We start from the raw sequence: 23877 nt of genomic DNA, 5'->3' as shown, positions 1-23877 counted from the left end.
TCGGGATTTTCGCCATTCATATCTGACAATTGGGAAATCAAATCCGAATTGGACGGCGGAGCCATCGCCCATCCCGTCCGCATAAGCGCCGCCCCACCCGAGGCGACCCCTTAGGCGTCGAAGTAGACGAACGAGTAGCTGAGCATAGTCCTTCGCAGCCCCGAGGGCTGGATCGCGCCGCCGACGGGCCGGCGCGCAATTTCGGGCAATTTCGCGCGCTGGAGGGGAGAAGAAAAGGCGAACGCAGTGTACACGCACTGTACACGTCGCCCCATAAGTTATTGATATTTAAGGCCGATCAGACCAATCCATCATGGGCGCTATGGAAAATTTCGCCATAAGTCTCTGATTTTATTCAGCAATTTTCACACCAATTGCCCCAATGGATAATTGGACCGACAGAAATCTGATTCAATGATTTCAATGAGTTAGCTGAACTCGAGGTGCGAAAAACACGCCCAAAGCCACTCTCACTGTACGCATAGTGTACACGCCGAGGGCCTATTTGCGAACAGGACGCGGACGCTTACTTGTCGAGGTATGCGGCGCTAGGGTGTCCGCCGTTGGTGTAGGCTGTATGGCGCTTTGTTCCTACGCCGGCCCAAACCTGCAAATCCGCGAGAGAATAGACAACCCTACCGCCGGCGTCTCCTACATGGAGGCCATGATCCCGCACCACTCGATCGCGGTCATGACCAGCGAGCGCGCTCGACTGCGCGATCCGGAGGTGCGTCGGCTGGCCGACGGAATTATCGACGCGCAGCTACGCGAGATCGAGGAGATGAAGCGCCATATCGCGCGACTGAAGGCCAATCCGCCGTCTGATTCCGCACCGCCCCTGCCCTCTTATCGCCAGCGTCACGTCCCGCCGCCGCCCCCGCGCACCGATCGTTCGACCGGCATAGACACCTTGTCCATTCCGCGCTGATCGAGGGTGCTATTTCGAGCTGGCCGCCCGGGCGGCGGAGCCAGACGCCTGACGCCAGCCGCGCACAGCAACAACACGGCCAAGGCGGCGATCACGGCGCTGATGACGCCTGCCGTATGGGCGACGATCAGCCAAGCGTCGCGCGTCATGATGCTGACCGCGACGCCGCCCAGCAACAGCATCGCGCTCCCGAAGACCATGCGCAGAGCGATCCGCAGCAGGATCATGCCCGCGGCTCGCCGTGTTGGGCGCTCTTGCCGGCCCGCCGCCTGGGCCGCGTCCAGGCGCGCGCCAGGGCGTGGTAGAGCGGAGTCGGCGCGATGGCTTCCGAGCAGCGACGCGCGATCAGGGTGCAGAGCAGCAGCGGTCCGACAAGACCGGGGTCGCGGGTCATCTCCATCAGGATCACAGCGCTCGTCAGCGGCGCCTGGACGACGCCAGCGAGATAGCCGGCCATGCCCAGGGTCACCGCTTCACGGGCGCCCGCCCAAGGCGCGAGATGCGAGAAGAGCGCGCCCAGGCCCGCGCCCGTGGCCAGGGACGGCGCGAAGATGCCGCCCGGGGCTCCGCTGGCGGCGGCGGCCAGGGTGGCGAGCCACTTACCGACCGCCAGTCCCCAGCCCGAGGCGAAGCGGCCAAAGAGCAGCGATTTGGCCTCCGCATAGCCCGCGCCATAGGTAGCTCCGCCGCTGAGCAAGGCCGCGCCGGCGGCGACCAGGCCGCACAGCGCGGCGAAGCCGATCGGCCGCGCGTCCTTCCATCGGCGAACGGGATTGTCGCCGACCAGGACCGCGGACATCGCGCGCGAGAACAGGCCGCCCATCAGGCCCGAGCCGACGCCGATCAAGGCCGCGCTGATCCAGGCGTTCCACCCCGCCGAGCCGGACATGTCGCCGAAATAGGCGTAATTGCCGCCAAGCGCATAAGCCGCCACGCCCGCCGAGACGACCGCCAGAATGACCACGGTGTTAGCTCTCTTGTCGAAGCCGCGCGCCAGTTCCTCGACCGCGAAGACGATGCCGGCGATCGGCGTGTTGAACGCCGCCGAGACGCCCGCCGCCCCGCCGGCGATCAACAGGGTGCGGCGCCCGGGTCCGCCGCGAAGCCAGCCGGTCAGGAACACCATGACCGCCGCAACGACCTGAACGGTGGGGCCTTCGCGGCCGATGGAGCCGCCGCAGACCAGCAAGAGCGCCGCCAGCGCCACCTTGACCAAGGCCGTGCGGATCGAGACCCGTTCGTCGTGGATCTTCTCGCCTCCAGCGTCGCGCCCGCGACCGATTTCGCCAGCGGCGATCACCTGCGGAATGCCGCTGCCCGCGGCGGCGGGCGCCAGCCGGCGCATCAGCGCCACGCAGAGCGGCATCCCGATGACGAGCAGCACCGGCCCCAGCCACGGCCTACCAGCCAAGAGGCGCGCGTGCGAGGCCATGGCTAGGTCGCAGAGCTTGGCGAAGCCGACAGCCGCGGCGCCCGCCGCGATCGCGGCCGTGACCACGGCGCCCGTGCGCATGGACCGCCGAGCGCGCAGGCGGACAAGTTTGCGCTGACGATCCAGCGCGCGAAGGGGTGCGTTCATGAACAGGCTCTGGTGGCCGGCGCCCTGGGAAGAGAAGGCGCACTTTCTATCGCGTTACGATGTTTATCGCCGTAGCCACCCTCGGATCCGTGGTCAAGGCGCGCCCTCCCCAGCCTGGAATGTGCTGGCGGCGTCGCGCCTCAGCTGGCCAGACGCAGTGACGCGACGGCGACGCAGACGAGCACGGTCGCGATGATCACGGCGACTTCAACCGGAAAGCCAATCGGACGATCGCGTTTCAGGGCGCGTCTCCTCCCAGCGACGGCTCTGACGGCCGTGCGCGTCGAGACGAGCTCGACGGGAAGATCGTATCACGATGCTTTTCGGCTGTCGCCGCCGGTGTTGGTCACGGTCGCGAGATCGCCGGCCAAGGCGGCCACGAACCGATCGCGCCATGCGGCGACGTCATCGCGGAGGACGCCGTCCATCAAACGCCGCCAGCGCTTGCGCCGCTCTTCGCGCGGCATGGCCAGCGCCCGCGCCAGCGCCTCGGACATTTCCTCGCGGCTGAAGGGATTGACGATCAGCGCATCGGTCATCTGCTCGGCCGCCCCCGCATAGCGCGACAGGACGAGCACGCCAGGATCCTCGGGGTCTTGGGCGGCGACATACTCCTTGGCCACGAGGTTCATGCCGTCTCGCAAGGGTGTGACCAGACCGACATGGGCGGCCCGATACAGGCCAGCCAGTTCGTCGCGGCGATGGCTGCGATTGACGTATCGAATCGGCACCCAGTCCACGGTGGCGTAAGCGCCGTTGACGCGGCCAGAAATCGCGTCGAGCCGGGCTCGTATTTCCTGATAGGCCTCGACCGCGTCGCGGCTCGGCGTGGCGATCTGCAGCAGGAAGACTTGCTCGGCCAAATCCTGGTGATCGGCCAGCATCTGCTCGTAGGCTAGGAAGCGCTCCTCCAGGCCCTTGGAGTAGTCGAGCCGATCAACGCCGATGATCATCCGCCGGCCGGCCTGGCTTTGCCGCATGCGCTCGAAGGCGGCCCGCGCCGCCGGCGCTTGGGTCAGTCGCGCGAAGGCCTCGCCTTCGATGCCGATCGGAAAGGCGCCCGCGCGCGTTTCGCGATCTCCGAAAGCGATGATCCCGTCTTGGACCTTCAGGTCGAGTTCTCGCTCCACATACTCGCCAAAAGCGGTCAGCGCGTCGTTGCTCTGGAAGCCGACGAGATCATAGGCGAGCAAGGATTCCACCAACCGCCGATGCTGCGGCAGGGTCGTAAGCGTGCGGGGCCCCGGCCAGGGGATGTGCAGGAAAAAGCCGATGCGGTTGGCGACCCCCAGGCGACGCAGTTCCTGGCCCAGCGGGATCAGATAGTAATCGTGGATCCAGACCAGATCGTCGGGCCCGATCAGCGGCGCGAGCGTCTCGGCGAAGCGCCGGTTGACGCGCTGATAGCCGGCGTCGAAGGAGCGCTCATAGGCCGCCAGATCGGTGCGCGAGTGAAAGAGCGGCCAGAGCGTGCGGTTGGCGTAGCCGTCGTAATATTCCTCTCGGTCCTGCTCCTCGAGATCCATCAGGGCCACGGTGACCCCGCCGATCCTCTGCATGGAGATCTGGCCGGTGAAGGTCTCGACGGTCTCGCCGCTCCAGCCGAACCAAGTCCCGGAATACTCGCGCAAGGCCGCAGCCAGGGCCATGGCCAGTCCGCCGGCGGTTTCGACGCCGGCGTCGGCCGGCGGGTTGACGCGATTAGAAACGACGATCAGCCGACCCATTTGTCGCCTCCAAGACAGGTTTCGAGCCAGGCCAGCACGGCGGCGGGCGTCTCCAGGCGATAACGCGCCAGCGTCGCGCGGCGCGGTGGCCCGACCAGGACGCCAAAGCCGCCGGCCGCCTGCGCCGCCAGGAAGCCATCTTCGTCGGTCAGGTCATCGCCAACGAAGATCGGCCGCGCGCCCTGGAAGGGCCACTCGGTCAGAAATCGCTTCACCGCCGCGCCCTTGTCGTCTCCGCGCGTCCGAAGCTCGGCGACCATGTCGCCCTCCTGCAGCATGAGGTCGGTGCAGGCTTCCAGGCGGCGGGCGGCCTCGCGCACGGCCTCGCAAGCTGCTGGCCGACCACGATAGTGCAAGGCCACGCTCACGCCCTTGTCCTCAAAGATGAGGCCCGGCTGGGCGCTCGCGAGATTTTGGAAGACCTCGCGCGCCTCGGCGAGGTCGGGATCGGGGACCGCGGCGCTGAAATCGCCGAGCACCCCGCGGCGTTCGAGCCCGTGAACGCCGGCGATCGCGGGCACGACGTTCTCGGTGATCGCCGTGATCTGGCGAACGGAGCGGCCGCTGACGATGGCGATCCGCCGATCGAAGCGGTGGACCAGACGGCGCAGGACGAAGGTGCGCCAGGGATCGGGACCGACGGCGTCCGGCCGATCCATGATGGGGGCAAGCGTGCCGTCGAGGTCGAGGAAAAGCGCGTCGCGACGGGGCGACAGCACCGGCGGGGCGGTGAGAGAGTCTGGGAAGGCGATGATCTGAGCCGTCATGGCGATCTCCATGGCAAGCGCCGAAGCAGGACTTCGACGCGGGGCGCGGCGCGTGGAGGCGTCTGCGCGTTCAGGACGAGCGCGGTCTGGAGAAGACCCTGCGCGCTAGGGCGGCGATTGCGACCCTAGAGGGGTCTCAGACTCGGTTGCCGCCATCGGCATGCGCGAAAAAGATCGATCGTCATGAACAGCCCTCTTCGAATTGGACGCCGTGCGCGGCGCGGGAGATCTCCAGCCAGATGGAGCCGCCGTCGGACGGGACGGCGAACCGTGTCGCTGTATGCGAGCGGTGGCCAAGGACCGACGAGGCGGCCTGACCGTCAGAACCTAGCAAACGATTGCGCTTGCGGACGGACTGTCACGCGATGGTGAGCCGGAAGTGACCTTGGCGAGCGGCGACACGCGCAGGCGGGGCCCGTTCAGGCGGGGCGTCGCCAGCTCGTCCATGCCGATCGCCTGGCCCGCGAGAGCTCCTGCGAAGGCCATGGTGATGGCTCCGGCCAGCGCGATCCAAAGCCGCCACCCGGGGCGAAGCGTCGGCGCGCGCGGGTCCGGGTGCGCGTGCGCCGACGACCCCGGCGTGCGGACCTGATCATCAGGAGTCGCTGCCATGGGACCTAAATATCGCTCCACGATATATTGGTCAAATCGCCGGTGTCGCAGGGGCTCGGGATTATGTTAGACGTGGCTCACGTCGCGCTGGGGTGCGGCGCTGGAAGATCGCCTTGCCTAAACGCCAACCCGCCTCCGAGGCCGAGCCCACCCTCGCCTCTTCCGATTACCGAGCCTTGGGTGAGTTTCGCTTCGCGATCCGACAGTTCCTGGCGTTCAGCGAGGAAGGCGCCAAGGCTCACGGCCTCACCAGCCAGCAACACCAGGCGCTCCTCGCGATCAGGGCCCATCCGGGCTCAGATCCGATCTCCATCGGCGAGCTGGCCGAAAGCCTGCTGATCAAGAACCACAGCGCCGTCGAGCTCGTGGCCCGGCTGGTCGAGCGTGATCTGGTGGCGCGGCGCGATTCCGACGCCGATCGCCGGCGCGTGGTCCTGACCTTGCGTCCGAAAGGCGCGGAGATCCTGGAAACCATCTCCCGACGCAACCTGGCTCGGCTGAACGAGGGCGCCGATATCCTGGCGGACATCATCGATGCGGCTCGCCGGGCGGCCAGCGCCCAGCGTTCAGGGTCCTAGCAGACAACAACGCTGGCGCGGGCCGACCAAAAGCTTCCAGGTGGGGCCGCGCTGAGACCCGGCCCGTTGTCGCCGAGGAGCACGGCCCGCGAGATGACGATCAGGTCAGATGGCCGATCGCGCAGGTAGCGCCATATCCCCTGGCCGATCCGCTCGGCCCGGATGGCGAAAGCCTGGGCGCGGCCATCCAGCGCTTGGCGGGCCAGGGCGACCTTGTCATCGGCGACCTCTCCCTCCCGCGAGACCACGAGCACATCGAGTTCGACGTCCTGGCCGGCGTGAAGCGCCACAAGATCGATCGCCGCGCGCCGGTTGGGATCCGCATCGGTAACCGCGACGACGCGGTGGATGGGCAGAAAGACCTGAGAGGCGAGACAGATCGGGACGGTCATGGCTCGGACAAGCGGCTCGACATGTCGGCCAAGGTGCTCGCGGGACTGGTCGGCCCGCCCTCCGCGCTTCCCCATGACCACCGCCGCCGCGCCGGCGCTGAGCGCCGATCCCAGCACCCCGCCTTCGCCGAGGCTCAGCTGCGGCCTGGGCGCGCCTTGGTCGGCGAGCGTCGCGGCCAAGCCTTCAAGCAGATCTCGGCCTTGCGGCGGTGTCTCGTGGCCTTCGCGAACATGCCGAAGTTCCAGCTTGGCGCGTAGGCGCTCGGCCAGCCAGGCGCCGTGCTCGGCGACGCTCGCGGCGTAGGCGGACTCGTCGACCAGCGCGCAGACCAGAGGCGGCGCGGCGACGATGTCGTCCGTCATGTCGGCCACTGGGCCAACGTCGCGCCCTTGTCGTCCTCGAACGCCACGCGATCGAGCGCGGCGCCATAGAGGCAGGTCGGCCGGTGTTCGGCGGACTCGCTCCAGCAATGGATCGCGGCACCGTCGGCGAAACCCGTCAGTCGCCCCTCGATCACCAGCACGAAGTTCTGCGCCGCTCCGACTTCGCCCGCCGGGGACTTGATGACGACCTCGTAGGGCCGGTCGCCCCGGCGAGCCGCTCGCGGCCCGTCCGCGTCGTGGAACACGGCCAGGCCTAGGCTGGGGGCTTCCACCGGGGTCGGCGTCGCGGGCGGCGCCACCGGCCGCCGCTTCGGACATCCCTCGGCCGTGAGCCAGGGCCGAGGCAGCCAGAAGCCTTCGACGCTCTCGGTCTTCGGCGGAAGCGGCGCGCCGCGGATCAACGGCAGGTCCGTCAGGATCACGGGTCGGGCCACCAAGCGAAGTGTCCCCGCCGCGACGTCACGCTGGTAGTAGGCCTGAGCGACGCCAGGATCGACCACGGGCCCCGCGCATCCGAAGGCCAGGCGCAGTGAAAATGCTCGGCCGGCCAAGTTCGTTGGAGCCGCGACGCCGCCGGCCGCGTAGGCGTCGGCCGCCGTCCGGGCGCCCTCGATCAGGTTCGCGCGGCGCAGAGGCGCGTTCGCGGCGGGCGGAGCCGCCACCAGGGGCGGCGCGGGCTCTGACGCTGGCGTGGGTGGCGCGGGCGCTTTGACGGTCGGCGCCGGTCTCAACAGCAACATGATCAGCACCGCGACCGCCGCCAGACCGATCGCGATCGGCGCGACCAGGGCGAACTTGCGGTCGGGGGGCCTTGGCCTATTGTCGCTCATGCCCTCAGCCTAGAAGACAAGGTCTCGATTGCAACCTCTTGTGCTCAGGCCATGACCGCGCCCCAGCTCATCGCGCTCGGCGTTCTGGTCGTCGTCGTCGCCGCGCTCATTCACGGCAAGCTTCGCTCCGACGTCGTGGCCCTGGCCGGCGCGGCGGTCCTGCTGGCGACCCGCACGGTGCGTCCGGTCGAGGCCCAAGGCGCCTTCGCCAGCCCGGCGATCATCGCCCTGGCCTCCCTCTTCGTGATCGCCTACGCCATGGAGCTCTCCGGACTTCTCGGCCTAATGATCCGGGGGGCGACGAAGCTCTGCGCGCGGCTGGGCGCGGCCGGACTGTGGATCGTGATCGGTCTGTGCGGCCTGGCCTCCGCCTTCCTCAACAACACGCCCATCGTCGTGCTGAGCGCCCCCGTGGTCCGCGACGTTGCTCAGGGTCTTTCCCTCTCGCCCAAGCGTTTCCTGATCCCTCTGTCCTACGCGACGATCCTGGGCGGCGCTTGCACCTTGATCGGCACCTCGACCAACCTGCTGGTCAACGACATGGCGCGCAACGCCGGCCAACCCGCCTTCAGCCTTTTCGAGGTCACGCCCGTGGCCTTGGTAGTCGCGGCCGTAGGCGGTCTTTATCTCCTGCTCGTCGGTCCTCGGCTTCTCGTGGCTGATCCCCAGCCCGAGCAAGAGCTCCTGGTCCGGCCACACGGGACGCCGCCAACCGGCGAGGATCCGGCCCTTTATCCGCCCAACCCACCGCTTCAGCCGGTCAAGGCTGTCAGCGCCCTCCTTGTCTTTCTTTTGGTGGTAGTGGCGGCGTCGACGGGCCTCTTGCCCATCGCCGCGTCGGCCTTCGCCGGCGCCGTGGCCTTGGTGCTGATCCGTGTGATCGGCGTCGACGAGGCCTACAGGGGATTGCGTCCGGACATCCTGCTGCTGATCGCCGGCATGGTCGTGGTGGGCCTGTCTCTGGAGGTCACAGGCCTCGCGGCGCTCGCCACTCAGCGGCTCGCCGGCTGGATGCACGGGCTTGGCCCGCTCTACGCTCTGGCTCTGGTCTACGGCGCGACGCTGCTCTTGACCGAGGTGCTGTCGAACGCGGCGGTGGCGGTGCTGCTGACGCCGGTCGCGGTGGCCCTGGCCGAGAGCCTGGGGGTCAGCCCGCGACCGTTCCTGGTCGCGGTGATGATGGCCGCCAGCGCCGCGTTCGCCACCCCGTTCGGCTACCAAACCAACGTCTTGGTCTATCAGCTGGGCGGCTATCGCTACCTCGACTTCGTGCGCATCGGCGCCCCACTCAACCTGATCACCTGGGCCGCCGGCATGGCCGCCATACCCGCCTTCTTCCCCTTCTGACGCGACGGGTCACGATATCGTCAGGCCGATGTGTCCAGCTTCACCATTAGATCGTGATACGATCTATTTAGGCGAGCCAAAGGGCTCTTTGACGCTGGGGAGCGCATGCACGACACCGACAAGGAAACCGTTCTTCTCATCTGCGGCGACGCGGCCGAGGCCGCCCGCATCATGGCCGACCTCTATGAGGCCGAGGTCCGGGTCATAGGACCGATCCAGACCGCCGGGGTGGCCTTGGCCATGACCGCCCAGACGAGCGCCACCCTGGCCCTGCTCGCTGGCGAGCCGACGGGCCAGCGCACCGCGCCGCAGTTGGCAAAAGCCTTGCTGGAGACTTGGGGCGTGCGCTCCATGCTGCTCGACGAAACGGAACACGCGGCCTTGGGCGATGTCGCCTGGCGCGCGCCCGAAGTCCAAGTCTCACGCATTCGCAACGTGCTCTCCCGCACGCCGCTGTCGGCCTAGGCCACCTATCGGGCCGTCCAACGGCGGCCCTTTCCAAGATTCTGTTTCAAGGAGCACGCGCCGATGACGGCTAGCGAACGCATCCTCGCGGCCCTCAAAGGCCTTCTGACGCATTTCTCGGCCCTGAGCTTGACCGGATGGCTGATCAACCTCGCGCTCACCGCGACGGTCATCGCCCTGGCCTGGGCGGCGGGGCGTGTTGCGCGACGGCTCACGCTGATCGGCGCGCACCGATTGCCAGGGCCGGCCGACGCGGAAAAGACCGTGCGCACGCATCGTCTGGCGCGACTCGCCGGCTTCACCGTGAGGAGCGTCTCGAGCCTTCTCGCCGTCCTGGTGGCGGCGGATATCTGGGGCTTCAACCTGCTCGCCTGGACGGCCACGCCGGTGGGCGCTCAAATCCTGGCCGGCCTTCTGCGCCTAGTGCTGTTGTTGATCGTCGCGGTGGCCGCGTTCGAGCTGGTCGGGCTGGCGATCGGACGCGCCATGGGCGGCTTCGCCGAGCGCGCCGACGAGCCGCGCCGTCGCGCTCAGCTGGCGACCTTGGCGCCTCTCCTACGAGGGATCACGCAGACGGCCATTGTCGTCGTCGCGGTGCTGATGGCCCTTTCGGAACTGGGCGTCAAAATCGGCCCGCTCCTGGCCGGCGCCGGCGTGGTCGGCGTGGCGCTTGGCTTCGGCGCTCAGACACTGGTCAAGGACTTCCTGACCGGGATCTTCCTGATCGTGGAGGACATCGTTTCGGTTGGCGATATCGTGCGGATCGGCGACAGCGGCGGCCTGGTCGAGCAGATGACCTTGCGCACGATCCGCCTGCGCGACTTCGACGGGACGGTCCATGTCTTTCCCTACAGCGAAGCCCAGGTGCTGCATAACCTGACCAAGAGCTTCTCCTATTATGTGTTCGACCTGCAGGTGTCCTACAGCTCGGACCTGGACGCGGCGCTGGCGATCATGAAGCGCGTAGGCGCACGCCTTAAGTCGGATCCCAATTTCGCCGACAAGATCCTCGAGCCGATAGAAGTGGTCGGCGTCGATAATCTGGCCGACAGCGGCGTGGTGCTGAAGGCGAGGATCAAGACCATTCCCATTCAGCAGTGGACCGTGGGCCGCGAATACAATCGTCGGATCAAGCTGGCCTTTGACGAGGCAGGCGTCGAGATTCCGTTCCCGCACCTGAAGGTCGTCATGCCCGAGCAGCAGATCGCGGAGCTGACCGCGACCCGAGGCGCGCCGAACTAGGCCGCGTGGAGGCGGCGCACGATCGGCGATCAAATTAGATCGTTACACGATATTTTGAAGCCACCTTCTAGCGCTAAACGCATTTCTCCGACTGAGCGCGGCTGTACGGGCCGCGGCGGACGGAGGGTCCTGCCATGAGCGAAGCAACCAAATCCTGGCCGGTGAAAGTGCTGGCGGTGAGGATCTTCGCCGCGATCCTGGCGCTGATCGGCGCGATCCTGGCGGTCGGCGGGACCTGGTTGGCGACCCTCGGCGGCTCACCGTACTATCTGCTCGCCGGCATCGGGCTCATTGTCTCCGGCGTGTTGATGATGCGGCTGCGGCTCGTCGGGATCTGGGTCTATAGCGGCGTCTTCTTGGCGACCCTGGCCTGGGCCGTTTGGGAGGCGGGGCTGAACGGATGGGCGCTCGTCCCCCGGCTGGTCGGTCCCTATGTCCTGCTGGTTCTCACCTTGGCCTGCGTTCCAGCCCTCTCCGCCCAAAGAGGAACGCGCCGGACAGCGCTCGCGCTCTTCGGCGCGGCGACGGTGATTGTCGCGGGGCTCTTCGGGGTAAGCGCGATCGGCGGGGGAGGCGCGATCGCGGCGCCGTCCGGCGGAACGCCGCCGGCCGGAGACGTCGTGGGCGCGGACTGGCCAGCCTATGGCGGGACGTATGGCGCTCAGCGGTACTCGGCGCTCGCCCAGATCACGCCCGACAATGTCGGCAAGCTGAAGCGCGCTTGGCTGATCCACACGGGCGACCTCCCCGCCTCGGAAACCGCGCGCAAGATGTACGGGGCCGAAACCACCCCGCTGAAGGTCGGCGACACCCTCTATCTCTGCACGCCCAAGAACATCCTGATCGCTCTGGATCCGGCGACCGGGGCGACGCGCTGGCGCTTTGATCCAAAGGTGCCCGACGCCAACATCCCCTACACCGCCGCCTGCCGGGGCGTGGCCTACTACGCGGTCCCTGGAGCCGCTCCCGAACAGGCCTGCGCGACACGGATCATCGAAGGAACGCTGGACGCTCGCCTGATCGCGGTCGACGCCCGTACCGGACGTCCCTGCGCCGACTTCGGCTTCGGCGGCCAGGTCGACACTACTCAAGGGATCGGCAAGCACGTCCCCGGGATGTTCTCCATCACTTCAGCGCCGACCATCGTGCGCGGCGTGGTGGTCACCGGCCATCAGGTGCTGGACGGCCAGAAGCGGGACGCGCCTTCGGATGTGATCCAGGGCTACGACGCCGTGACGGGCGAGCTGCGCTGGGCGTGGGACATGGTCCGGCCCGACCGCGTGGGCGCGCCGCCGCCCGGCGAGACCTATACACGCGGCACGCCGAACATGTGGACGACCGCGACCGGCGACGAAGCGCTCGGACTGGTCTATCTGCCGCTGGGTAATAGCGCCGTGGACTATTGGAGCAGCACGCGCTCGCCGCAGGAAAAGGCCCATTCGACTTCGCTGGTCGCCCTCGATGCGACGACGGGCAGGAAGGCGTGGTCGTTCCAGGCCGTTCACAACGACGTCTGGGACTACGACCTGGGCTCCCAGGCGAGCTTGGTCGATTACCCGACTGCCGCCGGCGTCGTTCCCGCCGTGATCCTTCCGGGCAAACAGGGCGACCTCTACGTCCTGGACCGCCGCACCGGGGCGCCGATCACCGGCGTGGAGGAGCGCCCCGTGCCGCAAGGCGGCGTCGAGCCGGAGCAGAGGTCGAAAACCCAGCCGTTCTCGCTGTTCCACACGCTCCGCAAGGCCGACCTCACCGAAAAGCGGATGTGGGGCATGTCGCCGATCGACCAGATGATCTGCCGCATCCAGTTCCGACGCGCGGCCTACAAGGGCTTCTACACCCCGCCGGAAACCGAGCGGCGGTATGTCGAATACCCCGGCTATAACGGCGGCTCCGACTGGGGCGGCGTCGCCATCGATCCGGCCCGCGGCGTCATCGTCGCCAACTACAACGACATGCCCAACTATAATCGCCTGATCCCCCGCGCCGTGGCGGATCGGAAAGGCTGGGCGCCGCGGGGCGAGGAACGCGGCGGCAGCCTCAAGAAGGGCGCCGAAGGAGCCGGCGATCCGCAGATCGGCGCGCCCTACGCGATCGACGTCAACGCGGGCTGGCGCCTGCCCGGCACCGGTCTGCTCTGTAAGGAGCCGCCCTATGGCGGTATCCGCGCGATCGATCTGAAGACTGGGCGCACGCTTTGGGACCGTCCGATCGGCACGGCTCGCACCAACGGTCCGTTCGGCATTCCGTCTCACCTGCCGCTGAGGATTGGCACGCCCAACAACGGCGGCGCGGTCGTCACCGCCGGCGGACTGATCTTCATCGCCGCCACCACCGACAACCTGATCCGGGCCATCGATCTTAAGACCGGGAAGACGCTCTGGAGCGACGTGCTGCCGGCCGGGGGCCAAGCCACGCCCATGACCTACGAGTCCGGCGGGCGGCAGTACGTGGTGATCATGGCGGGGGGCCATCACTTCATGGAGACGCCGATCGGCGACGCTCTGGTGGCCTATGCGCTGCCGCGTTGAATTGAACTCACGCGGAATGGAAGACCAGCGGCAGCCGCCCAAGGCCGGTGGGCGTTGAACGCTGATGACCGCCTCTCCTGACAGCGCACGCGGCTATCCGCGCCTCGCCTTGACCCTCCTCGCGGTGATCGCAGCGGTCTTCCTGGCCTGGAGGCTCGCCAATGTCGCGCTCATCGCCCTGGCGGCCGTCATCGTCGCGGTGCTGCTGCGCGCCCTGGCTGACCCGCTGCGCCGACGAACCCATCTCCCCGAGGGCGTGACGCTGCTGCTGTCGGGCGTCGGTGTCGTGGGAGCTCTGGGCGCGGCGAGCTGGCTCTTTGGATCGACGGTGATCGAGCAACTGCAAGGCCTGTTCGCGCGCCTGCCGCGTGATCAGGAGGAACTCCAGGCGCTGCTTGACCGGCTGCCTTTCGGCGAGACCTTGGGCGACATGTCGCTGAGCGCCGGCGCCTTGGTCGGACGCATGGACGGCGTCGCCGGGCGCGTCGGCGGCTATGCGCTGAACGCCTTCACCGCCCTGACCAACACGGCCCTCGCCCTGGTCGCGGGCGTCTTCCTGGCGCTCAAGCCAGCGGTCGCGCGCGACGGCCTGTTGCTACTGGTTCCCGAGGACAGGGTGGCGACGATGAGAGCCGCGCTCGACACGTCGGGAAGCGCGCTTCGGCTATGGCTGCTGGGCACGTTCGCGGACATGGCCGTAGTCGCCGTGATGACCGGTATCGGCACGGCGCTCATCGGCCTGCCCTCCCCCATCGCCCTCGGGATCCTGGCCGGGGTGGCGGCCTTCGTGCCGATCGTGGGCCCCATCGTTTCGGTCATCCCGGCGATCCTGATCGCCGCGCAGGAGAGCCCCGCCATGGTGCTCTGGACCGTCCTCGTCTACGTGGCGGTCCAGCAGATCGAGAGCAACCTGATCTTCCCGTTCATCCAGCGTCGCGCGGTCGATCTGCCGCCGGTCCTGACGCTGTTCGGCGTGTTGGCGTTCGGCGTGCTTCTGGGCCCGCTGGGCGTGATCCTCGCCACGCCGCTGCTGGTCGTCGGCATGGTCTTCATCAAGCGCTTCTATGTTCGAGGCGCGCTCGGAAAGACCGTCAGTATTCCTGGCGAGCGCGATCCCGGCGAGGCCTTGTCTTGACGCCGTTTCATCTGGCGGCGCTCCTGCTCGTCCTCGTGGCGGCGGTGGGCTGGGTCAATGTCCGCTTCCTGCGCTTGCCGACGGGTGTCGCCATGGTCTTGGCCGGGAGCTTGGGCGCGGCGGGTCTCTTGCTTCTCCGCTGGCGGCTTCCCGATAGCGGCGCGGCGTCGGCGATCACCGCTTTGAGCAAGCTCGATTTCACCAAGGCCATTCTGGACTACCTGCTGGCCTTCCTGCTGTTCGCCGGGGCCTTGCAAGTCGATCTCGCCGACCTGCGGCGCCGGGCGCTGGCGGTCTGGACCTTGGCGACGCTCGGCGTGCTGGCCTCGACCATCATTGTCGGGTTCGGGCTCTGGCTCGGCGGCAAGGGCCTTGGCGTCGACCTGCCCCTGGCCTGGGCCTTGGTGTTCGGCGCCCTGATCAGTCCCACCGATCCGATCGCCGTGCTAGCGGCCGTGCGCGACGGCGGCTTTTCCCGGAAGCTGCAGTCCATCCTGCAGGGAGAGGCGCTGTTCAACGACGGCGTGGGCGTGGTGATTTTCAGCGCGGCCGTGGCGGTGGCGGCCGGCGGCGGCGAGCTGCATCCGCTCGCGGCGCTCGGACGCGTGGGTGTCGAGGCCATCGGCGGGCTCGTCCTGGGCCTGGCGCTAGGCTGGGTGGCGATCAGCGCCACGCGAGCGATCGACGACTACGCGGTCGAGGTCGCCATCACCCTGGCCCTCGCCGCCGGCGCCTATAGCCTCGCGCAAGCCCTCCATGTCAGCGGTCCGATCGCGGCGGTGGGCGCGGGACTGCTGGTCGGCGACCGCGGCGTCCAAACAGCCATGAGCGACACCACCCGCCGATATGTACGGGGCTTCTGGAGCCTGGTCGATGAGATTCTCAACGCCGCGGTGTTCCTGCTGCTCGGGCTGGAACTAGCGGTGCTCGGTCTACCGTGGCGCGACGCCGGCCTGTGGTTGCTGGCCATCGGACTTGTCCTGGCCGCGCGCCTAGTCGTGGTGGCGCCGTGGGGGGCTCTCATGCGCATCCGATACGAGGAGCGTGGCGCGACATCGGTCCTCATGTGGGGAGGCCTGCATGGCGCCCTTTCGCTGGCGCTGGCGCTCAGCGTTCCTGAAACCGGGCCACGCGACCGGGTGCTTTCGATCACCTACGCCGTCGTGCTCTTTTCCGTCCTTGTTCAGGGCCTGACCTTCCCCGCGTTCGCCCGGTGGCTTGGCCGGAATCAACGAGTAGGAGCGGTTGACGAGGCGCGGAGCGACGGCGACTTCCATGACTGAGCTGCGCCGACATGGGGCCTAGCCCTACTGGCCGTTCTTCCTACAGCCCGGGAGTGCAATCACTCTAGCCAAACCGCCCGCAGACATAGTCCTGGGTTCGCGTCACCTTGGGACGCATGAAGATCTCGTCGGTGGGACCGAACTCGATCATCTTCCCTAGGTACATAAACCCCGTGTAGTCCGAGATCCGCGCGGCCTGGGACAGGTTATGGGTCACGATGACGATCGTGTAGTCGGCCTTCAGCTCGGTGATGGTCTCTTCTAGCTTCGCGGTCGAGATCGGATCGAGAGCCGAGGCCGGCTCGTCCAGCAACGGGATCTCGGGCTCGACGGCGATGCCGCGGGCGACGCACAGCCGCTGCTGCTGGCCGCCCGACAGCGACAGGCCCGAGGCCTTCAGCTTATCCTTCACCTCGTCCCAGAGCGCAGCCTTGCGCAGGGCGTTCTCAACCACGGCGTCCATCTCGGCGCGCGACTTGCCCTCGTAAAGGCGGACGCCGAAGGCGACATTGTCGTAGATCGACATCGGAAACGGTGTCGGCTTCTGGAAGACCATGCCGACCCGCGAGCGCAGCCGCGCCACGTCCTTCATGGCCAGCAGGTTCTCGCCGTCCAGCATCACCTCGCCCGAAGCCTTCTGGCCGGCATAGAGGTCGTACATGCGATTGAAGGTCCGTAGGAGCGTCGACTTCCCACAGCCCGAGGGGCCGATCAGGGCGGTCACGGCGTTGCGCGCCACCGGCAGATTGACGCCGTGCAGCGACTGATGCTTGCCGTAGAAGAAGTCGAGATCGCGGGCGCGCAGGGTGACCATGCTGTCTGGCAGGTCGGCGACGAAGCTTTCGGGTGGGGTCATGGCGTTCATGGGCGGTGGCTTCCCCGCGCGGCGATCACGCGGCCAAGGATGTTGATGGCGAGCACCGCCAGGGCGATCAGCAGGGCGCCGGCCCAAGCCAGGCGCCGCCAGTCGTCATAGGCGCTGAGCGCGTATTGGAAGATTACCGCCGGCAGGCTGGCGGTGGGCTTGGACAGGTCATGGTTCTGGAACTGGTTGTTCAAGGCCGTGAACAAAAGGGGCGCGGTCTCGCCGCTGATCCGGGCGAAGGCCAGAAGGCCGCCGGTCAGTAGGCCGCCGCCCGCGCCGCGCCAGATGATCTTGCGGATTGTCACCCAACGCGGCGTACCGAGCGCGGCGCCCGCCTCGCGCAAGGCGTCGGGCTGGAGGCGCAGAATGTCCTCGGTCGTGCGGGTCACGACCGGCACGGCCAGCAGAGCCAGAGCCACCGCCCCCGCGAAACCCGAGAACCCGTGCAGCGGCCGCACCACCAGTTCGTAGACGAACAGACCGACCAGGATCGACGGCGCGGCCAGCAGCACGTCGTTCAGGAAGCGCACGAGGTGGCCGTAGGGGCTGGCGCCGCCGTATTCGGCCAGCCAGGTGCCGGCCAGGATCCCGACGCCGACCGCCATGGCCATGGCCAGGGCGCACATCATCAGCGACCCCTCGATGGCGTTGCGCAGGCCGCCGACCGATCCGGGCGCTGGCGTGTCCTTGGTGAAGATGTTGGCGTCGAGGCCGCCGACCCCCTGTTTGAACAGCGAGTATAGGATGAAGCCCAGCGCGGTCAGGGCCAGGACGGTCGCCAGGCCGCAGGCCGCGACGAAGACCGTGTTGGCGAAGGCGCGTCGAGCAGGCCTGGAAAGGATCGTGCTCATCGGGCGCCCCTAGTCGTACCGCTGCCGCAGAAGCAGCAGCCGCGCGATCGCTAGCACGGCGAAGGTGATGACGAAGAGCACCAGGCCCAACGCCGTCAGGGCGGCCGTATGCATGACGCCCGTGGCCTCGGTGAACTCGTTGGCGATGGTCGAGGCCAGGGTCGAGCCGCTGTCGAACAGCGACTTGGGCAGGCCGTGGGCGTTGCCGATGATGAAGGTCACGGCCATGGTCTCGCCAAGCGCGCGGCCCAGGCCCAGCATGACGACGCCGATCGCCCCGCCGCGCACATAGGGCAGCACCACCGACAGGATCACTTCCAAAGGCGTGCAGCCGATGCCGTAGGCGCTCTCGCGCACCTGCGGCGGCACGGTCAGGAACAGCTCCCGAAACACCGCCGCCATGTAGGGCAGGATCATGATCGCCAGGATCAGAGACGCGGTGAAGATGTTGGCGCCGTTCGGCACGCCGTAGAACAGCGTCTCCCAAATCGAGCCGGCCGGCGCGTTCATCATCAGCGGCAGCTGAACGTGCTCGGCGAAGAACGGGGCCAGCACGAACAGGCCCCACATGCCGTAGACGATTGAGGGGATGCCCGCGAGCAGCTCCACGGCCACGGCGATCGGCCGGGCCAAGGGCTTGGGGCAGAATTCGACGAGGAAGATCGCGACGCCCAGGGCCACCGGCAGCGCGATGGCCAGCGCCAGGAACGAGGTGACCAGGGTGCCGATGATCGGCCCGGCAGCGCCATAGACCTCGGTCACCGGGTTCCACGAGGTGGTGACGAAGAACTTCAGGCCAAAATGGCTCAGCGCCGGCCAGCCGCCGATCGCCAGGGACACGACGACGCCGGCCAGGGCGGCCAGCAGCAAGGTCGCGGCGAACAGGCACGCGCCTTCGAAGATCGGATCAAGCCAGGCCCCGCGCGAGGCGGGCCGGCTCAGGGCGGCGTCGGTCATGGTCGCCTCAAAACAAAAAGCGGACGGGAGCCGAGGCTCCCGCCCGTTACCCACACTTACTTCGAGACGTAGACCGGCTTGCCGCCGGCCTTGACGTTGGCGGCCCACTGCTTGCGGACCAGCGCCTTCACGGCGGCCGGCATCGGCACGTAGTCCAGAGCGCCGGCGGCGGCGTCGCCGTTCTTGTAGGCCCAGTCGAAGAACTTCAGCACGCCTTGGCCGGCGGCGGCGTCGTCCTGGTTCTTGTAGACCAGGATGAAGGTCGCGCCGGTGATCGGCCACGACTTGGCGCCCGGCTGGTCGAGCAGCAGCAGGTAATTGCCCGGAGCCTTGTTCCAGTCGGCGCCCGCTGCGGCGGCGGCGAAGTTGGCGGCGGTCGGCGCGGGGAATTGACCGGCCTTGTTCTGCACCAGGGCGTAAACGGCGTGGTTCTGCTTGGCGTAGGCGTATTCGACATAGCCAATCGAGCCAATCGTCTGCTTCACGAAGGCCGAGACGCCGTCATTGCCCTTGCCGCCCAGGCCCGTCGGCCATTCGACCGAGTCGCTGGCGCCGACCTTCGATTGCCATTCGGGGCTCTTCATCGACAGGTAGGAGGTGAACAGGAACGAGGTCCCCGAGCCGTCCGAGCGGTGCACGACGGTGATCGGCAGGTTCGGCAGCTTCACGCCCTTGTTCAGGCCGGCGATGCGCGGGTCGTTCCACTTGGCGACCTTGCCCAGATAGATGTCCGCCAGCAGGGAGCCCGTAAGATGGACTTGCCCCGGATTGACGCCCGGCAGGTTCATGATCGGCACGACGCCGCCCATCACCGTCGGGAATTGATAGAGGCCGACCTGGTCCAGTTGCTCGGGCTTCAGCGGCTTGTCCGAGGCGCCGAACTGCACGGTCTTGGCCGTGATCTGCTTGATGCCGCCGCCGGAGCCGATGGCTTGGTAGTTCAGGCCAATGCCCGTCTGGGCCTTATAGGTCTCGGCCCACTTGGCGTAGACCGGCGCGGGGAACGTGGCGCCCGCGCCAGACAGGTCCGCCGCTTGAGCGGCGCCGCCCACCAGAACCGTCGCGCCCAGAACCGTCGCGCTGAGCGCGACCGCGATCGTCTTGAACATCCGTGATCTCCCAGGGGCGCACGCGTTCAATAGGCGCCCGACGGGAGCTGCTTAGGTGGAAAATATAACAACCCGATGACACATATTAAGTTTGACTTACAATGATCGGGCCGCGCCGCCTTTCAGTCGCGCCGTGCCGCGGCGGATCTCCAGCTTCAGCCAGCTGACGAACCGCTCGGCCGCCTCCCCCATCGCGCCAGCCGACCGAAGGGCCAGGCCGCGCGAGGACGGCGCCTCGAACGGCAGCGCCACCAGCGAGCCGCTCTCGAGATGACGATCGGCCACGAACAGATTGGTCAGGGCCACGCCGGAGCCGTGGATGGCGGCCTCCATCGCCAGGGCCGGATCGTCGAACACGTGGGCGCGCGGCGCGCGACCCGGGGAAAGGCAGTGCATGGCCCATTCGCCCCAGCTGGCGCCGGGCTCGGCGATCAGCGGCGCGCGCACGACGTCCTGGGCGGTCTCAAGACCCAGCGTGGTCAAGAGGTCCGGATGGCAGACGGGGACGTGCGTCAGTTCATAAAGCGCCTGGCTGTCAGGGAGTTCGGTCCAGGCGAGGCCGACCGCGCTGGACGCGTCGTCGGCGCGAGTGCGCACCTCGACCTCTACGTCCGGCAAGGCCATGCCCAGCGCTGAGAGCTTCGACGAGAACCACAGGCGAGCAAGCTCCGGCGGCATGGACACGGCCAGGGTGGAGATCGCCTCGGGGTCGGCGATCTCGCGGATCGCCCGTACCAAGGCGTCCTGGGCGGCGGAATAGGTCTCGGCCAGCTTCAGGGCGGCGATGGACGGCTCCATCGCCCCCCCCTTCCGCTCGAACAGGGTCGCGCCCAGCTCGGTTTCGAGCCGGCGGATCGACTGGCTGACGGCGCTGTGCGTGATCTGCAGCTCGCGCGCCGCGCCGGTGAAGCTGCGGTGGCGCGTGGCGGCCTCGACGGCGCGCAGGGCGGTAAAGGGCGGCGATCTCTCGGTCATCGTCTCGACGCTAGCTTGGAAACTTGTACTTACAAAGACTCGCGACGCTTAGTGCAGGGTGGGTTCGAGCACACGACGCTGCCCGTGGCCGCCCTCGAGCGGGAAGGTCAGCTCCGAGATCCTGCCCTCGGCGGCGCTGCGCGAGGAGAATCGCCCCCGCAGTTGCTCGACCATGGCGTCGATCAGGGAAGGGCCGCGCGGCGCGATCGGGCGCAGCGGGCGTTCGATCTCGGTGATGCGCAGACTGCCGATCCCGCGATCGGCGCGCAGGCCGATGCGCATCACGCCGGGGTCCTCGGACGCCAGGCGCTCGTTCAGGCACTCCAGCAGCACGATCGCCACCGAAGTGGCCTGCTCCGACGACAGCCAGAGGCCACCCTGATCGAACTCGATCCGCAACGGCGGATTGGCCCGGGCCGACAGGGTCGCCTCCAGCAGTTGGCGGGCGAAGGCGTCGAAATCCAGCAGCTCGCCGCCCTCCCCCGCGATGCTGCGGTGGGTCTTGGAGATCAGCATGGTGCGGGCGGCGGCCTCGCCCAAGGCCTTGCGAGCGGCGGCGTCCGGCTCATCACGCGCCTGTAGCTGCAAGAGGGCGGCCACAAGCTGTAGGTGATTGGTCACGCGCTCGTTCAGCTCGCCAAACAGCGCCGCGTGCGCCTTGGCCAGGGTCTCGGCGCGGGCCTGGGCCTCGCGGGTGGCGGCGACCGCGCGCGCCAATCCATGGATCAGATAGATGGCGCTGGACGAGGTGACGGCGAAGAAGCCCAGCGAGGTCAGGCTGTCGGCGTCTAGCTTCACGGCGTGGGCCGGCGCGGCGAAGCACCAGTAGCCCAGCGCGGCGCTGACCAGGGCCGCCAGGATCGCGGGTCCCGCCCCGAACGCATAGGCCGAGACCAGCACCACCGGGTAGAAGGCGGTATAGGCGTGGTTGGCGCCGAAAACCGGCTGCAGCGCGAGGCGGGCGGCGTAGCCCAGCATGGCCAGCCCCAAGGCCGCGGCGTAGGTCGCCCAGCGCTTTGTCCCCCGTCGGTCCACGCCCGCACTCCTTCACCGTTCAAAGCTTCGCTTCGTACGACAATGGCGCGACAGATCAATGACGGACTTACAGGCCCTTTCGCATTGTAAGTTCATCTTGACATATGCCGACGAGAGGCGGCTAGACTCTGGCGTCATGCGTCTCGCCTATGTTCAACTCGGCGCCGGTTTCCCGCCCCTGGACGACCAGGTGCGCCGGCTGATGCCGCTCTATCCCGACGACTATGCGATCGAGGAGAATCCGACGATCGCCGCCCTGCGTCGGATCTGCGGTCGTCTGGACGCGCTGGGCCCCGGCGACCGTCTGTGCGTCGCGACGTTGGACGCGTTCTGCGGCACCGCGCGCGAGATGATGGCGGTCTTCCTCGATCTGTTCAAACGCGGCGTCGTGGTCGAGTCCTTTGACGAATATGGGGAAATCTTCGAGCTGGGCGGCTCCGGCGAAGCGCTCCGGCTGCTCGATTGGCTCGTGGCCAGGCCGGAATCACCCGCCGCCCGCAGCCCGCGCCGCGGCGGAGCCCTCGCGCCGCTGTCGGCCGGCGACATCGCCGAGATCAAACGTCTGGCCGCCTCGGGGCTGACAGCGCGGCGCATCGGCTTGATCTTCCGACGCTCCCCCAAGAGCATCGAGGAGATCCTCCGGCTCCGTACCGCGACGCAAACGCCACAGGCGCCGCAAAGCGCGGCGCGTTACGGATAGTGTAAGTTTAAATTACATAAGACTGTCATGAAACGTGACTAGCACCCCTGTCCAACCCGACCAACCGGGTGGACAAGGGGACCCTCCATGAAATCGAAATTGTCTCTGTGCGCCGGCGCCGCCCTGGGCGTCATGCTGGCCGCCGGCCTCGCCGCGCCCTCGCAGGCCGCCCCGCGCAAGGCCAAGGCCGCGCCCGCCGCCAGCCAGGCCGAGATTCGCGAACTGCGCGCCCAGATCGAGGCCCTGACGGCCCGCCTGAACGCTCAGGAAGCCGCCCAGGCCCAGACGGCGGCCGCCGCGCAACAGGCCCAGGCCCAGGCCGAGACCGCCACGACCCAGGTCCAGGCCGTCCAGGCCGCCGCTGACAGCCAGATCAAGATGATCCCGGACCAGGTGAAGACCGCCGTCGCGGCCAATACGCCGAAGCCGAAGAAGAGCTGGGCCGACGACACCGTCGTCAGCGGCCGCATGTACTACGACATCTCAAACGTCACGAACAAAGTCGACGGCGTGAAGAAGGCCCCGTCGGGCAACGGCTTCGACATCAAGCGCTTCTATGTGGGCATCGACCACAAGTTCAACGACACCTTCTCGGCCAACATCACCACCGACTTCCAGTATTCGTCAGCGATCGGCGCGACCGAACTCTACATCAAGAAGGCCTACCTGCAGGCCAAGGTCAGCGACGCCCTTGTGATCCGCGCTGGCTCGACCGACCTGCCCTGGGTGCCCTTCGCCGAGGACGTCTACGGCTACCGCTACGTGGAAAACACCCTGATCGACCGCACCAAGTTCGGCACCTCGGCTGACTGGGGCGTGCACGCCTCGGGCAAACTTGGCCCGATCTTCAGCTACGCGGTCGCCGTGGTCGACGGCAACGGCTACAAGAACCCGACCCGCGCCAAGACCATGGACGTCGAAGGCCGCCTGAGCGCCCAGCTCGACAACGTTATCCTGGCCGTCGGCGGCTACAGCGGCAAGCTGGGCAAGGACAATCAGGGCTCGGTGACCTATCACACCGCCAACCGCTTCAACGCCCTGGCCGCCTACAAGACCAAGACCTACCGCGTCGGCGTCGAGTACTTCTCGACCGAGAACTGGAACAATGTCGCCACCGCGGTGTCGGACAAGGCCGACGGCTATTCGGTGTTCGGCTCGTACCAGTTCAACGACAAGTTCGGCGCCTTCGCGCGCTACGACTACGTCAAGCCGACCAAGGACACGGCCTCGGCCAAGAAGGACGGCTATTACAACGTCGGCCTGACCTACAGCCCGGCCAAGATCGTCGACTTCTCGCTCGCCTATAAGCACGACAAGGTCGAGAACGGCACGCTGTCGACCTCGAACGGCGTCATCGGCGGCGTGCGCCAAGGCACGTACGACGAGATCGGCATCTTCGGTCAGTTCCGCTACTGACGGCCGGTGGGCCTCGCGCTCACGGCGCGAGGCCCACTTGCGAAGAACGCCAAACGTCCAACCTCGGCGGGAGCAAGCCGCATACGTCAGTCGCGCTGCGTGTCAGTAGAGGTCGCGACAGGTTCGCCGGCTTTTGTCTCAGCCCGCTTCTTCCGTGAGCGGACTTTCC

The 23877-nt window shown here is 67.6% G+C and carries 22 protein-coding genes; 10 read left to right on the top strand and 12 right to left on the bottom strand.

The window, feature by feature from the left end; translation table 11 throughout:
- Nucleotides 1-577 precede the first annotated feature (577 nt).
- Complete coding sequence (locus CSW60_RS20590) at nt 578-928, top strand: DUF305 domain-containing protein (protein ID WP_099538992.1); 351 nt, start codon at nt 578-580, stop codon at nt 926-928.
- On the opposite strand, the gene CSW60_RS20585 is transcribed toward CSW60_RS20590, so the two are convergent.
- The 4 genes from CSW60_RS20585 to otsB all read right to left on the bottom strand — a co-directional run bounded on the left by CSW60_RS20585 (nt 859) and on the right by otsB (nt 5001).
- A complete protein-coding gene (locus CSW60_RS20585; RefSeq protein WP_099538991.1) occupies nt 859-1155 on the bottom strand; it encodes a hypothetical protein in 297 nt (98 codons plus the stop codon). The two genes, CSW60_RS20590 and CSW60_RS20585, sit on opposite strands and share 70 nt — an antisense overlap.
- The gene (locus tag CSW60_RS20580) at nt 1152-2507 is read right to left on the bottom strand and encodes a chloride channel protein (RefSeq protein ID WP_236634324.1); all 1356 of its coding nucleotides are present in this window, start codon (nt 2505-2507) and stop codon (nt 1152-1154) included. The genes CSW60_RS20585 and CSW60_RS20580 overlap by 4 nt, the downstream gene beginning before the upstream one ends.
- 311 nt (nt 2508-2818) lie before the next feature.
- Complete coding sequence (otsA, locus tag CSW60_RS20575) at nt 2819-4234, bottom strand: alpha,alpha-trehalose-phosphate synthase (UDP-forming) (RefSeq protein ID WP_099538989.1); 1416 nt, start codon at nt 4232-4234, stop codon at nt 2819-2821.
- Nucleotides 4222-5001 carry a trehalose-phosphatase gene (otsB, locus tag CSW60_RS20570; protein ID WP_236634323.1) on the bottom strand — a complete coding sequence of 260 codons (780 nt, stop codon included), beginning with the start codon at nt 4999-5001 and terminating at the stop codon, nt 4222-4224. Before otsB ends, otsA begins: the two co-directional genes overlap by 13 nt.
- 704 nt (nt 5002-5705) lie before the next feature.
- Here otsB and CSW60_RS20565 point away from each other — a divergent pair.
- Nucleotides 5706-6191, top strand: a complete 486-nt coding sequence (locus tag CSW60_RS20565; RefSeq protein WP_236634322.1) for a MarR family winged helix-turn-helix transcriptional regulator — start codon at nt 5706-5708, stop codon at nt 6189-6191.
- Here CSW60_RS20565 and CSW60_RS23290 read toward each other — a convergent pair.
- Nucleotides 6188-6955: a hypothetical protein gene (locus tag CSW60_RS23290; protein ID WP_161495667.1), complete on the bottom strand. Its 768-nt coding sequence runs from the start codon at nt 6953-6955 to the stop codon at nt 6188-6190. The two genes, CSW60_RS20565 and CSW60_RS23290, sit on opposite strands and share 4 nt — an antisense overlap.
- Complete coding sequence (locus CSW60_RS20555; RefSeq protein WP_099538986.1) at nt 6943-7797, bottom strand: hypothetical protein; 855 nt, start codon at nt 7795-7797, stop codon at nt 6943-6945. The genes CSW60_RS23290 and CSW60_RS20555 overlap by 13 nt, the downstream gene beginning before the upstream one ends.
- A 51-nt stretch (nt 7798-7848) precedes the next feature.
- Between CSW60_RS20555 and CSW60_RS20550 the strand changes: the two genes are divergently transcribed.
- The 6 genes from CSW60_RS20550 to CSW60_RS20525 all read left to right on the top strand — a co-directional run bounded on the left by CSW60_RS20550 (nt 7849) and on the right by CSW60_RS20525 (nt 15800).
- Nucleotides 7849-9144, top strand: coding sequence for an SLC13 family permease (locus CSW60_RS20550; protein WP_099538985.1), 1296 nt, complete (start codon nt 7849-7851; stop codon nt 9142-9144).
- 105 nt (nt 9145-9249) lie between these two features.
- Nucleotides 9250-9609 (top strand): hypothetical protein, encoded by a 360-nt coding sequence (locus CSW60_RS20545; protein ID WP_099538984.1) that lies wholly within the window; start codon nt 9250-9252, stop codon nt 9607-9609.
- A 63-nt stretch (nt 9610-9672) separates the two neighbouring features.
- Nucleotides 9673-10851 (top strand): mechanosensitive ion channel family protein, encoded by a 1179-nt coding sequence (locus CSW60_RS20540; RefSeq protein ID WP_099538983.1) that lies wholly within the window; start codon nt 9673-9675, stop codon nt 10849-10851.
- Between the two features lie 134 nt (nt 10852-10985).
- A complete protein-coding gene (locus CSW60_RS20535; RefSeq protein ID WP_099538982.1) occupies nt 10986-13382 on the top strand; it encodes a membrane-bound PQQ-dependent dehydrogenase, glucose/quinate/shikimate family in 2397 nt (798 codons plus the stop codon).
- 64 nt (nt 13383-13446) lie between these two features.
- The gene (locus tag CSW60_RS20530) at nt 13447-14517 is read left to right on the top strand and encodes an AI-2E family transporter (RefSeq protein WP_099538981.1); all 1071 of its coding nucleotides are present in this window, start codon (nt 13447-13449) and stop codon (nt 14515-14517) included.
- Entirely contained in the window at nt 14514-15800 is a 1287-nt protein-coding gene (locus CSW60_RS20525) for a sodium:proton antiporter (RefSeq protein ID WP_099538980.1), read from the top strand. Before CSW60_RS20530 ends, CSW60_RS20525 begins: the two co-directional genes overlap by 4 nt.
- Nucleotides 15801-15864: 64 nt before the next feature.
- Here the strand turns inward: CSW60_RS20525 and pstB are convergent, their stop codons facing one another.
- The 6 genes from pstB to CSW60_RS20495 form a co-directional block, all read right to left on the bottom strand.
- Entirely contained in the window at nt 15865-16665 is an 801-nt protein-coding gene (gene pstB, locus CSW60_RS20520) for a phosphate ABC transporter ATP-binding protein PstB (RefSeq protein ID WP_201723097.1), read from the bottom strand.
- Nucleotides 16662-17516 (bottom strand): phosphate ABC transporter permease PstA, encoded by an 855-nt coding sequence (gene pstA, locus CSW60_RS20515; protein WP_201723096.1) that lies wholly within the window; start codon nt 17514-17516, stop codon nt 16662-16664. Before pstA ends, pstB begins: the two co-directional genes overlap by 4 nt.
- Nucleotides 17517-17525: 9 nt before the next feature.
- Nucleotides 17526-18473, bottom strand: coding sequence for a phosphate ABC transporter permease subunit PstC (pstC, locus tag CSW60_RS20510; protein WP_099538979.1), 948 nt, complete (start codon nt 18471-18473; stop codon nt 17526-17528).
- A 56-nt stretch (nt 18474-18529) separates the two neighbouring features.
- Complete coding sequence (gene pstS, locus CSW60_RS20505; RefSeq protein WP_099538978.1) at nt 18530-19582, bottom strand: phosphate ABC transporter substrate-binding protein PstS; 1053 nt, start codon at nt 19580-19582, stop codon at nt 18530-18532.
- A 96-nt stretch (nt 19583-19678) separates the two neighbouring features.
- Complete coding sequence (locus tag CSW60_RS20500; protein ID WP_099538977.1) at nt 19679-20557, bottom strand: LysR family transcriptional regulator; 879 nt, start codon at nt 20555-20557, stop codon at nt 19679-19681.
- 48 nt (nt 20558-20605) lie between these two features.
- A complete protein-coding gene (locus CSW60_RS20495; protein ID WP_099538976.1) occupies nt 20606-21592 on the bottom strand; it encodes a histidine kinase dimerization/phosphoacceptor domain -containing protein in 987 nt (328 codons plus the stop codon).
- A 136-nt stretch (nt 21593-21728) separates the two neighbouring features.
- Between CSW60_RS20495 and CSW60_RS20490 the strand changes: the two genes are divergently transcribed.
- Together CSW60_RS20490 and CSW60_RS20480 are read left to right on the top strand one after the other, a co-directional pair.
- The gene (locus tag CSW60_RS20490; protein WP_099538975.1) at nt 21729-22292 is read left to right on the top strand and encodes a hypothetical protein; all 564 of its coding nucleotides are present in this window, start codon (nt 21729-21731) and stop codon (nt 22290-22292) included.
- A gap of 87 nt (nt 22293-22379) precedes the next feature.
- Nucleotides 22380-23708 (top strand): hypothetical protein, encoded by a 1329-nt coding sequence (locus tag CSW60_RS20480; RefSeq protein ID WP_201723095.1) that lies wholly within the window; start codon nt 22380-22382, stop codon nt 23706-23708.
- The last annotated feature ends 169 nt before the right edge of the window (nt 23709-23877 follow it).

Source organism: Caulobacter sp. X (assembly GCF_002742635.1).
Classification (GTDB): Bacteria; Pseudomonadota; Alphaproteobacteria; order Caulobacterales; family Caulobacteraceae; genus Caulobacter.
Note: the sequence above shows the minus strand (reverse complement) of the source record. Positions and strands in the feature narration are given on the sequence as shown.